Source organism: Psychrobacter sp. JB193, from assembly GCF_002285555.1.
GTDB lineage: Bacteria > Pseudomonadota > Gammaproteobacteria > Pseudomonadales > Moraxellaceae > Psychrobacter > Psychrobacter alimentarius.
In genome coordinates this window covers 1149733-1161479 of the sequence record NZ_NRGY01000002.1, presented here as the reverse complement: position 1 = coordinate 1161479, position 11747 = coordinate 1149733, and the positions used below count along the sequence as shown (strand labels likewise).

The 11747-nt window shown below is 45.4% G+C and carries 11 protein-coding genes; 2 read left to right on the top strand and 9 right to left on the bottom strand.

What is annotated here, in order from left to right; all coding sequences use genetic code 11:
* Positions 1-14 precede the first annotated feature (14 nt).
* Positions 15-1214, top strand: coding sequence for a sugar transporter (locus CIK80_RS12970; protein WP_095570313.1), 1200 nt, complete (start codon positions 15-17; stop codon positions 1212-1214).
* A 19-nt stretch (positions 1215-1233) separates the two neighbouring features.
* Here the strand turns inward: CIK80_RS12970 and arfB are convergent, their stop codons facing one another.
* The 6 genes from arfB to CIK80_RS12940 all read right to left on the bottom strand — a co-directional run bounded on the left by arfB (position 1234) and on the right by CIK80_RS12940 (position 7440).
* Entirely contained in the window at positions 1234-1647 is a 414-nt protein-coding gene (gene arfB, locus CIK80_RS12965) for an alternative ribosome rescue aminoacyl-tRNA hydrolase ArfB (RefSeq protein ID WP_095570312.1), read from the bottom strand.
* Positions 1648-1849: 202 nt separating this feature from the next.
* Positions 1850-2725, bottom strand: a complete 876-nt coding sequence (locus CIK80_RS12960) for a CoA ester lyase (protein ID WP_095570311.1) — start codon at positions 2723-2725, stop codon at positions 1850-1852.
* 231 nt (positions 2726-2956) lie between these two features.
* A complete protein-coding gene (locus tag CIK80_RS12955; RefSeq protein ID WP_257011783.1) occupies positions 2957-3721 on the bottom strand; it encodes an SDR family oxidoreductase in 765 nt (254 codons plus the stop codon).
* A gap of 96 nt (positions 3722-3817) precedes the next feature.
* On the bottom strand, positions 3818-4600 hold the full coding sequence (locus CIK80_RS12950; protein WP_095570309.1) for an SDR family NAD(P)-dependent oxidoreductase: 783 nt from the start codon (positions 4598-4600) through the stop codon (positions 3818-3820).
* Between the two features lie 3 nt (positions 4601-4603).
* Positions 4604-5611, bottom strand: a complete 1008-nt coding sequence (locus tag CIK80_RS12945) for an NADP-dependent oxidoreductase (protein WP_095570308.1) — start codon at positions 5609-5611, stop codon at positions 4604-4606.
* Positions 5612-5634: 23 nt separating this feature from the next.
* Entirely contained in the window at positions 5635-7440 is a 1806-nt protein-coding gene (locus CIK80_RS12940) for an acyl-CoA dehydrogenase (RefSeq protein ID WP_095570413.1), read from the bottom strand.
* A 293-nt stretch (positions 7441-7733) separates the two neighbouring features.
* On the opposite strand from CIK80_RS12940, the gene CIK80_RS12935 reads away from it, so the two are divergent.
* Positions 7734-8732, top strand: a complete 999-nt coding sequence (locus CIK80_RS12935) for a helix-turn-helix domain-containing protein (protein ID WP_095570307.1) — start codon at positions 7734-7736, stop codon at positions 8730-8732.
* Between the two features lie 275 nt (positions 8733-9007).
* Here CIK80_RS12935 and CIK80_RS12930 read toward each other — a convergent pair whose 3' ends face one another.
* From CIK80_RS12930 to CIK80_RS12920, 3 genes are all read right to left on the bottom strand, one after another.
* Positions 9008-10225 carry an LD-carboxypeptidase gene (locus CIK80_RS12930; protein WP_095570412.1) on the bottom strand — a complete coding sequence of 406 codons (1218 nt, stop codon included), beginning with the start codon at positions 10223-10225 and terminating at the stop codon, positions 9008-9010.
* Positions 10226-10627: 402 nt separating this feature from the next.
* Positions 10628-10933, bottom strand: coding sequence for a hypothetical protein (locus CIK80_RS12925; RefSeq protein ID WP_095570306.1), 306 nt, complete (start codon positions 10931-10933; stop codon positions 10628-10630).
* A 70-nt stretch (positions 10934-11003) separates the two neighbouring features.
* Positions 11004-11555, bottom strand: a complete 552-nt coding sequence (locus CIK80_RS12920) for a hypothetical protein (RefSeq protein WP_257011772.1) — start codon at positions 11553-11555, stop codon at positions 11004-11006.
* Between the last annotated feature and the right edge of the window lie 192 nt (positions 11556-11747).

Sequence of the window (11747 nt, the reverse complement as noted above, 5' to 3'; positions counted from 1 at the left end):
TTGTATTGGATCTTATGAAACACACCCTTGAGGCGAGCGCAGATGCTCGCCGCACTCAGTATTTTCAAGTATTTTTGATGGGCGTTAGCGCATTTATCATGAATACCACAGAATTCGTTCCTGTCGCATTGTTAAGTGACATTGCGCAAGATTTCTCAATCACCACGGCAGAAACAGGCTGGATGTTGACACTCTATGCTTGGATTGTCGCAGCGATGTCATTGCCACTTATGCTGCTGACCAGTCGATTTGAGCGCAAGCGTTTGCTTTTGGGCTTATTCGCTGTCTTCATTGTCAGCCACATCCTCTCTGTTTTTGCGTGGAGTTTTAATGTCTTGCTGATCAGTCGCGTTGGTATCGCGCTATCTCATGCGATATTTTGGTCAATCACGGCGGCGATCGCTATACGTGTGGCACCAGAAGGCAAAAAAGCGATGGCGCTTAGTGTGCTGGCAACCGGTACCTCATTGGCCATGGTACTGGGTGTACCTTTAGGGCGAGTGATTGGTCAATGGTTTGGCTGGCGCGCAACCTTCGGTGGTATCGGCGTGATTGCGCTCATCGTTTTTATTCTCCAAGCGAGGCTTTTACCAACTCTGCCAAGTATGTTTGAAGGGTCTTTTAGAAAAATCCCAGAATTGCTCAAAAACCCATTATTGGTCTGCTTGTATTTGCTTATCTTACTCGTCTTTACGGCACACTACACCGCTTACTCATACATTGAGCCGTTTATGCGTCAAGTCGGCTCCATTAGTGAGAATTTAGCCACTTTCGTCCTGTTACTGTTCGGTGCCGCTGGTATTTTAGGCAGTTGGATATTCAGTCGCTGGGGAGATCGCTTAAATACTCAGTTGATGCTAATGTCGACGATACTGATGCTCGGCTCGATGCTTGTGCTATTGCTGGCCGTCACCTCGGTATGGGCGCTTAGCCTGATTGCGTTACTTTGGGGAGCCGCGTTGATGTTACTTATCATCACCATGCAAGCCAAAGTCATCATGGTGGATGTGAATGCGCAAGACATGCTGATGTCGATGTTCTCAGGTATTATCAATTTAGGTATTGGTGCGGGCGCGTTATTCGGCGGTTATGCAGTGACGCATATCTCTATATCAAGCGTGGGCTACGTTGGGGCGGCGATTGCTAGCGTCGCCCTACTATTGATGTTATTTATGATCAAGCGCTTCCCTGAGCTGAGTAAAAGACTTGGTTAAGACGTAAAAAGCGCCATCGTCAATAATCCACTTTACCGCGCAATGCTTTGGTCTTGCCGCGTTGGGTCTTTTGATCCACGCGCTTGCGCTTGGCATTTCTGCTCGGTTTGGTGGGTTTGCGGGTTTTATTCACATGAGTGGCTTTTATGATAAAGCTCTGCAATCGCTCAAACGCATCAATCTTGTTTCTTTCTTGCGTACGAAACTGCTGGGCCTTGATAATCAGCACCCCTTCTTTGGTGATTCGGCTATCCTTACTGTCCAGCAAACGCTGTTTTTGAGCATCGCTCAAACTTGAGCCAAGGATATCAAAGCGCAGATGAATCGCAGAGGAAACTTTATTGACATTTTGCCCGCCCGCCCCTTGCGAGCGCATAGCACTAATGTCCACGTCATTATCATTTAGGCTAATGGTATTACTGATAAAAATCATAGCGTTCTTTTATAAATCGTAATATATGTGGTTTTTGATAGATCTATAATCGATCCATTTTGAAAGCGATGCAGTGAGACTGGGATGAATTTTTTGCAGCCTCTGTGTTAGCAGCACGCAAAGAAAATTTGTACCAGTCTCACGTGATTATCAACGTACTAATTTAACTTCGAACTGATCATAGGTGGTTGATGATAAAGCATTATTCTTTCATCTGCCACTGGCTCAACAGCTGACGGCAGCGCTCAATAACTGGTGCATCGACCATCTCGCCTTCTATTTTAAATACCGCCTGACCACTTCGCTCGTACTCCTCGATCACACGCTTGGCAAACTCAAGCGCTTTGTCTGTCGGCTGCAAGGCTTGCTGTACGGTAGCCACTTGCTTGGGATGGATACACAGCATTCCTAACATGCCCATTTGTGACCATAACTGTACGCGAGTGCGTAACCCTACTTCATCATTAAAATCAGGATAAATGGTGTCAATCGGCGGTGCTAGCTTGTGCACCTTTGATACTATAATAAACTGATAACGAATCTGATTGGCAATAAGGTCGGCTGAAGGCGTGCCCACTTGCACGCGCAAATCATTACACAGGTCTAAAAACCCGTAACTGAAGGCAGCAAGACCAGTGGCTTTTGCCATGCTGTCGATTTGATATAAGCCAGTGGCGCTCTCTATCAGTGCAATGACAGGCAATCCTGTGAATTGATAAACATGCTCGATGTCGCCAGCTTGCTCTGCTTTTGCCAATAAGACGCCCGCCAGCTTGGGCATTTGCTGGCACAATGCCAAGTCTTCAAAAAACGCCTCAGTCCCTGCCCGATTGATACGCAACCAAATCGGCTGATAAGTAAGCTTCTCGTTTTGATCGTCATAGTAATTTTTTAATGCTTCTCGCGCTTGTGCTTTGTCTTTTTGAACAACGGCATCTTCCAAATCTACAATTACCGCCGCAGCACCACTGGCAAATGCCTTTTCTATTCGGTCAAGACGCGTCGCTGGTACGAATAACCATGTTTTATTTTCAACAGTCGTTTTTACTTCTGTATTATTGTTATTGGTGAAACTCATACATAATTTCCTGTGTATTCGAAATACGTTAAAACGCTACAGTATACTACTGCCATCTCGACTCTAGTTTTTGTTGACTCTACAATCTCATCTGAATATCTGACTTTTATTTGAGCATATCTTATTTTGGATATTTGCACTAAAAAATAGAACAAAAAAACCGCATAGAGCGTCGTCTTATGCGGTTTTTATTGTAAACACTGTCGCTATTTTACATTTAACACTCTACCACTAAGCAAGCATCCCACCATCGACCACTACGGTTGCGCCCGTGGTATAGCTTGACGCATCAGACACCAAATACAGTACCGTGCCCGCCATTTCATCTGGATCAGCCACACGACCTAACGGTATAGAATGCAGCGCCATCTTTAAGACTTTATCGTTGGTTGTAAGAGCAGAGGCAAACTTGGTATCGGTCAAACCTGGCAATAAAGCGTTGACACGAATATTCAAAGGCCCGCATTCTTTGGCAAAGGCTTTGGTCATGCTAATGACAGCGGCTTTGGTGATTGAATAAATCCCTTGCTTGTCCCCTGCCACCAAACCATTAACCGATGCCGTGTTCAAAATCACGCCACCACCCTGTTCGCGCATCATTTTGCCAGCGGCCGTCGACATAAAGAAATAACCGCGAATATTGACCTCTACTGTCTTATCAAAAGCGGCCAAATCCGTATCCAAAATATGACCGTAATAAGGATTTGCCGCCGCGTTATTGACCAAGATATCAAGCTGACCAAACTCACTTTTGATATGCTCAAAAATCGTTTCAATCTGCGCCATATCCCCCACATGGCAAGCAAACGCACTGGCCTTATGACCGTCAGCTTTGATGCTATCTGCGACCGCTTGGCAAGCATCGATCTTACGACTAGACACGATCACATGCGCCCCTCTTGACGCAAGCAGACGCGCAATAGACTCGCCAATACCGCGACTCGCGCCCGTCACCAATGCAATCTTGCCTGTTAAATTAAATAAATCTTTCATGATAACTCCTTATGCTTTTTTAAATTAGCAGTGATGAAAAAAATCTCGCAGCACCGCCAAATTTAGTATCAATTTTTTTAATAAGGTACATTAAGCCAGCTAGGCCACCATCCCACCATCAAGTGTAAAGGCATGACCATTCATAAACGTACTCTCATCGCTGGCAAGCCATGCAATCGCGCCTGACACTTCATCAACCTCGCCCAGACGACGCAGTGGACTGGCTTTGATGGTGGCTTCTTGCGCGCGCTCAGTCATGTTTGCCATGGTGTTGCGTACCATTGGCGTATCAATAAAACTTGGACATACCGCATTGAAGCGAATATTAACGCGTGCATACTCGTGGGCAGCAGACTTGGTCAGCCCCATCACACCATGTTTGGCAGCACTATAAGCCGATAGCATGGGCGCGGAGCGCAGGCCTGCGATGGAGGCCACATTGATCACATGTCCACCGCCATTGGATGCCATACAAGCGACAGCGGCGCGCATACAGTGCCACACCCCTTTTAAATTGACGGCAATATTGCGATCAAAGTCTTCATCGCTCAGCTCATGCATGGGCGCAGGCTGATGGTCGATACCCGCATTATTTATCACGACATCAAGGCCACCAAGTTCTTGCATGGCAAAAGCAAACAGCGCACGCACCTCATCGCCGCTCGTTACATCCACCTTTTGAAAAACAATACTATTGCCTGCCTCTTGGCCTTGCTTGGCGACCGCTACCCCAAGTGTTTCTGCCAAATCGCCAATCACAACTTTTGCACCGCGACTTGCCAGCAGCAGCGCACTGGCAGCACCGATGCCTGATGCACCGCCTGTGATTAAAATGCGTTTACCTGTCACGTCTGATGCGATTCCATTTGTACTTAATGTCATGTTTTATTCCTCTACCTTGAGAACCAATTTGCCGAAGTTTTCCCCATTGAAAAGCATCATGAGCGTCTCAGGGAAAGTGTCGATACCTTTAACGATATGATCTTTGACTTTGATATCGCTCGATTTAATCCAGCCTGCAATCTCTTTCATTGCCGTTGGATATTCTTTAACATTGTCAAACACCACAATCCCTTCCATGCGCGCCCGATTGACCAACAGCGACAAATAATTTGATGGGCCTTTAACGGCCTCAGTGTTGTTATATTGGCTGATTGCGCCGCAAATGACGATACGCGCGCGCAGATTAATCTGAGTCAGCACGTCATCTAAAATATCACCGCCCACATTGTCAAAGTACACATCGACCCCATTTGGACAAGCTTGTTTAAGGGCTTTTTTTACATTTTCGTTTTTATAGTCAATCGCGGCATCAAACCCAAGCTCATCGACTAAGAACTGACATTTCCCATGACCGCCTGCGATACCGACCACTCGGCAACCCTTGATTTTGGCGATTTGACCGACCAGACTACCCACTGCGCCCGCCGCGCCCGATACCACAACGGTCTCGCCTGCTTTTGGCTCGCCTGTTTTTAATAACCCAAAATACCCTGTCATCCCTGGCATACCCAAAACACCTAAGTAATAAGACAAGGGCGCAAGGTTTGGATCAATTTTATAGAGTCCCGTACCGTCACTGACGGCATAAGATTGCACGCCATTGTGACCTGAGACATAGTCACCAATCGCAAAATCTGCGTGCTTACTGTCAATCACTTCGCCGACAGTGCCTGCTCGCATGACATCGTCAACCTTTACAGGCGCGATGTAAGATTTTGCATCGTTCAACCACCCACGCATTGCAGGATCTATAGAGATGTAGTCAATTTTTATCAGTAACTGTCCATCTTCAATGGTCGGCACCTCGTTCTCGGTATACTCCCATGTGTCAGCATTCGGTTCACCCACGGGTCTTGTTTTTAGCCGCCATTGCTTATTCATGCTTGTCATGACTCTTATCCTTAGAGAGATTCTTAAAACCACGCAGCTTGCATGTCTGTGCAAACAGCATTGTCATTGGTTAAAATTGCGATATCGCGTTTGACTAATGGTAATTCCCAATCGATAAAATATTTTGCTGCTTGTATCTTGCCTTGATAGAAATCTCGTTGCTCAGTATCGTCTGTATTGCTCAGCAGCTGTTCTGCTTTACTGGCTTGGCGAATCCAAATCCACGCCACGACTATCGAGGCAAAAATATTCATAAGTGCCTGCGCATTGCCCGTTAAGGTAACTGCTTTTTCGGTTTGTAAAACTTTACTCAAATGCATCAAAATTTCATGCAACTCACCCATGTAAGGTGTCAATTTACCTGCCAGCTTCGCCGTCTCTGCCGTGGTGATACTTTCCAAATCCTGTGTGATTTCACGTTTTAGGATTTGAATACCAAGACCGCCTTTTTGCCATAACTTGCGAAATGACAAATCCAAGGCTTGCACGCCATTTGTGCCTTCATGAATGGGATTGAGACGATTGTCCCGCCAAAATTGCTCGGCGTGATACTCGCGGGTATAGCCTGCCCCGCCCAATACCTGAATACCCAAATCATTGGCTTTTGGCCCATATTCAGACGGCCATGCTTTTAATACTGGCGTCAATAAATCCAGTAATTCTGACAGCTCGTTTTTTAACGTGGCATCTTCGCAAGTATTGATACGGTCGATCAGATTTGAGCCGTATAAGCACAATGAAATGCCGCCTTCAGAATAGGCTTTTTGTGCCAGTAGCATCCGTCTGACGTCACCATGATTGATGATGGCAGTCGCATCATCTTCAGGCTTGTTATTGGGTGCAATCCTGCCTTGTGTTCTGTCTTTGGCATAATCTAGCGAATACTGATAACCGCGATAACCAATCATTGCCGCACCAAAACCCACAGCAATACGCGCCTCATTCATCATCTTAAACATATAACGCAGGCCAAAATGCTCATCACCGATGAGGTAACCATGGCACGCGCCTTCATCACCGAAGCTCAATGCTGTCGACGTCGCGCCTCTATAACCCAGTTTATGAATGAGTCCCGTTAGATGGACATCATTACGCTCACCAATCGATAAATCATCGTTTAATCGGTACTTTGGCACCGCAAATAAAGAAATCCCTTTGACACCGCCAGGGCCACCAGGAATTTTGGCCAATACCAAATGGACGATATTGTCAGACAGCTCATGATCGCCGCCCGAGATATAAATCTTACTGCCTTTGACTCGGTACGAACCGTCGGCTTGTTTGACGGCAGTGGTTTTGATATCAGCAAGCGACGAGCCAGCATGCGGCTCTGTCAATGCCATCGTTCCGGTAAACTCACCCGTTAGCATTCGCGGCATAAAAGCAGCTTTAATCTCATCGCTGGCAAAATGTGAGATCACATTAATCGCAGCAGTGGTCAAAAAAGGATAGGCCGTAGTTGAAGGATTGGCCGCCATAAAATAGCCTGCCACTGCCGTCATCACCGTCTCAGGTAATTGCATACCGCCATCTTCGAAATTATAACGACCGGCGATAAAACCTGACTCACGATACGCATCAAACGCGACTTTCACATCGTTTATCATGCTGACTTTTTTGCCGTCGAACTGTGGCTCGTTTTTATCTGCGATATGGTTATGCGGTAAAAACAAATCGGTTGCCATTTTGTTTGCAGTATTTAATACCGCGTCAAACGTCTCACGGCTATGCTCTGCAAATTTGGGATGCTGGGTCAGCGTTTCAGCACCCAGTACATCATACAATTGAAACGGTAATTCAAAGTCGTTGATAAGGGTATCTGCTGCCATAATAGTCTCGCTACTGTGCTTGTTGACAAAAGAAAATGAGGTATCCATAGATACTAAGCCAATTTCACACGCTACCGTATTGTCATTTATGACATAATTATGGTCAAATAAGACATATTATCGATACTGAATAAAATGGATACCAGACATTATGACGCGAGACTGGTACAAATTTTTCTTGCTTGCTGTGCCTTCGCAGACAGAGGCGACAAAAAATTTATCCCCGTCTCGCTGTATTTTTTTATATGAACTTAACTATAGTATTGGCAATAAATAAAGGAAAACGAAAACTCATGCCCGACTTCCAACCGTTTACAGTGATTATTCTTGGCTTCGATGGCGTGCTGGGTAGTGTGCTCGCTGGTGCCTTGGACTTGTTTTCGTTCACTGGGGTCAGCTGGCAGCGATTTTTAGGTGAGGACGTAGCGCCTAGATTTAAGGTACAGATAGCGAGTTTGGGCGGCGGCGATATCCGCTGTAGCAATCGCTTAATGATGCGGGCACATTGTGATATCCAAGACGTGATGGAATGCGACTTATTGCTGGTGCCGACCATTGGTGATTCGATCGATAAGGTGTTAACACAAAACCGTGAGTTGTTGCCCCATCTCATCAGACTCGCTGACACCAACGCAGATATCGCCAGTAACTGTAGTGGCGCGTTTTTTTTGGCAAAGGCAGGTTTGCTAGATCATAAGATCGCCACCACGCATTGGGGTTATGCGAGTAAGTTTAAGGCAGACTTCCCGCTCGTGGATTTACAGGAAAATCAGTTCGTGACCCAATCAGACAATATCTTTTGTGCCGCAGGCGGCAGTGCTTTTTATGATTTGGGCTTATTACTCATAGAGCGCTATTGCGGACGTGAGATTTCTACGCAGGTGGCGAGAACTCAGATTATCGATAGTAAGCGCGGCAACCAAAACAGCTATACAAATGTGACGTTGCACAAACCGCATGCCGACCCGCTAGTCAAGCAGGTACAAGAATTTATAGAAGAAAATTTTAATAAACCCATTCAAGTGAGTCAGTTGGCTGGTATGGTCAATATCACCCCACGCACCTTAAATCGACGCTTTCAATCTTGTGTGGCCATGCGCCCCATTGAGTACATTCAAGCGGTTAGAATTGAGCAAGCAAAACGCCTATTAGAATCGGGCGATGTGACGATAAAATCTCTGGCGGATCAAGTGGGTTATGAGGACATCTCGTCATTCACACGCTTGTTCAAACGCACTACCGAGTTGACGCCCAAAGAATACCAAGACAAGTTTTCACGGTTAGCGATTTAACGATTTAACGATTTAACGATTTAACGATTTAACGATTTAACGATTTAACGATTTAACGATTTAACGATTTAACGATTTAACGATTTAACGATTTAACGATTTAACGATTTAACGATTTAACGAGTTTAGTATAAAACCGAGTCAGCGGGACTGAAATAAATTTTTCTTAGCCTCTATCTATGAAGGCACAGCAAGCAAGAAAAATTTATCTTAGTTCAGCGTTGACATGTAGTGTCTCTGTTTTATTTAGAATCGACTACAGTATTGTTGAGCTCTTAAACATTCTGCCACAGCCCTTCGACATAAATCGCATCGGCTTTAATCGTGGGATAATCGGCGAACGCCAATTGATAACCGCCGCTGGTATTGGGACTGATTTGACACCTCGCGCCTAGCGGAAAGCTGTGTTTTTTCCCAATATGACCGAATCGCATACCACTATAAACGGGCAGCCCTGTCAACTGATGCAATTGACGAACCACAGTGGCAACATCATAGCGCTTATCGTAGCTGTCCTCACCCGAACCAGACAATGCGCCAAATACAATTGCTTGCTGACCCTTAAACATGCCCGCCAAATACAAGTCATATAACATGCGCTCAATGCGATAAGCTTGCTCGCCTACATCTTCCAAAAACACAATCCCACCCTCAATCCGTGGTAAATACTCACTGCCTGCCAGCGCAGAGACCACACTCAGGTTACCGCCCCAAATAGTACCGCGCACCGCTTTTGGCGCGCCCGTTGTCAGAATGCTGGGTAACTGCTGGCTGGTTAAAGACGCATCTTCAATACTGATCGTTAAATTAGGATTGCTCAAGGCATTGGCAAACTGTTGGCAAGTCACTTGATCGGGGTTGATTTTGCCAAACTCACTGTAAAGCATTGGGGCCGCAAGCGAGCTCATGCCGCCTTTTGCCAGTAGCGCACATTGAATGGCGGTCACATCACTAAATCCTGCGAGTATCGTGCCACGCTCTTTCATGATACGACCAAGCGTCGACCAGTCAATCATCGGTAATAAGCGCATCGCACCATAGCCACCGCGTACGCCCAGTAGTAATTTAGGGGCCGCTATTGCACCAGTCGCGATATTTTGAAGATCACTGGCACGTTGTGAGTCAGTACCTGCAAAGCGCAAATATTGCCGGCTGGTGATCGTAGGATTGCTTACTTTAAACCCTGCACACGCCACGCGATCCAGCGCCAATTGATTGCGCTCATCACTGCCGCCCACATTAGAGCTGGCAAAAAGCTGCGTTTCGATAGTTGGCGTCATACAACTAATCTGTGGTCGTGACGTCTGCGATGACGCACCATCTTGCACCAATGGCAGATCATCTTTGGTCAGTGACGTGCTGCTATTTTTATCCATGGTATTGGCAGCCAGTACTTGAGAGATGCTTTGAGTGGCTAACAATCCTGTGCCTGCGCTTATCCCTACTTGACGCAAAAACTGCCTGCGATTCAGTCCAGTTTTGGCATTCGTCACTGAAGCGGATTTTTGGCTTTTGGTAGTGGTAGCATCCTGTGTCCACGGTGTCTTTGAGACCATATCTTGCGGCTTCCTTTTTACTTTTGTCTTAGTTGTTATTTTAATCAGCTATAAAAGACAGGATTATAACGTGCCTGCTCGCGAGTATGGTTGCCCAACCCTTGCCCGTATTTACTTTTTCGCTACTGTGACGATAATGCTGTTTGGATTGTAAGATCCAACATAAAAAAGGCTGCCAATAATGCAAATGAATGGTGATATAAAAAGCGTCTTTTTATATAAACTTCATGATGTTTATATAGCAAAAAAGCCAAGATCGATAATTCGGTATCGGTCGTGGCTTTTTATTGGTTATTTACTATATCCAATTGATTGTGCGTTATTAACTGTCTATGAATATTAATCAGGCACATCATAATTGGCTTTTTCGGGATTGAGACCGAATGAGCAGACAAACGTAGCAACGAGACTATTCACAATAATAAAAGGCAGATCAATGGTGGCATGTCCCAACGCATAACGACCAATAAGCCATGAGACAATCAGCATAGCAATAAAAAACATACCCAAGTACGCCAAAATCGTCGGATGTTTTAGATTGTAAGGCTGCTCGGGTTGGGGTTTTTTGTCCAAAACATACGTTCTTATCGCCCAACCTGCTGCATAAGAAAATCCACCCAACACCACATAACTAAAAAAATTCATATTGCCTGACTCTGATGACGGTTTATAACAAACGATGATTGATATTCAATAGCAGTTAAATACCACTTGTTCACACACTTTCATTCACATTATCGACAATAATATCGACATGAGGATTGGCCAAAATATCGGTATTGACGTCATCACATTCCACACGATAGATCGTATTGGCACCGCGATAGATATAAGACAAGTACTCACTATCTAGCAGTGGGTCGATATTGGCGTACGCAGATTTGACATGAGCCAGTACCAGCACCCTATCTGGACGGCCAATCACGGCATCGACATTATTAGGATCAATAGAAAAGAACTTTGAGACATCACTGTTTTCAATCACCTCTAATGGCTCAGGGTTGTCCCAAACGCGCTTAGCACTGGCAGGCTCTTTCATTTGCATCACCCATGCACCATCTTGTTGACTGACTTTTATTTGGGCAGGCTCATCATTACTTACCGTATAGCAGCCTTCAAAGATAGACAAATCGACTGCCTCAGCCACCTGAGTCTCGGTTTGTACATTACTATCATTACAAGCCGTCAAAAATAACATGCTGCTCACAGCCAAGCTAACGGTAAGATACGTCAATCTGTTTGAAACAACGTTTGTGCATAAGGACATAATCGGATTATCCTGCATTCATTCATGCGTTAAGAGCGTGTGTTGAGAGCATTACTATTGAATAGCATGGCTATTAAACAGTACAGTAACTAAAGCGTTGTGGTACAAACATTCTGCCATTTATGGCTACTGTTTGTTGCCCCAAAATCCCTATTTTCATGGGAAGCTTTTGGTAGCTGACGCTATTTTAAC

Coding starts and splice junctions, on each gene's coding strand:
- CIK80_RS12970 (WP_095570313.1), top strand. CDS start 15: ATGAAACACACCCTTGAGGCGAGCGCAGATGCTCGCCGCACTCAGTAT.
- arfB (WP_095570312.1), bottom strand. CDS start 1,647: ATGATTTTTATCAGTAATACCATTAGCCTAAATGATAATGACGTGGAC.
- CIK80_RS12960 (WP_095570311.1), bottom strand. CDS start 2,725: ATGAGTTTCACCAATAACAATAATACAGAAGTAAAAACGACTGTTGAA.
- CIK80_RS12950 (WP_095570309.1), bottom strand. CDS start 4,600: ATGACATTAAGTACAAATGGAATCGCATCAGACGTGACAGGTAAACGC.
- CIK80_RS12945 (WP_095570308.1), bottom strand. CDS start 5,611: ATGACAAGCATGAATAAGCAATGGCGGCTAAAAACAAGACCCGTGGGT.
- CIK80_RS12940 (WP_095570413.1), bottom strand. CDS start 7,440: ATGGCAGCAGATACCCTTATCAACGACTTTGAATTACCGTTTCAATTG.
- CIK80_RS12935 (WP_095570307.1), top strand. CDS start 7,734: ATGCCCGACTTCCAACCGTTTACAGTGATTATTCTTGGCTTCGATGGC.
- CIK80_RS12925 (WP_095570306.1), bottom strand. CDS start 10,933: ATGAATTTTTTTAGTTATGTGGTGTTGGGTGGATTTTCTTATGCAGCA.
- CIK80_RS12920 (WP_257011772.1), bottom strand. CDS start 11,555: ATGTCCTTATGCACAAACGTTGTTTCAAACAGATTGACGTATCTTACC.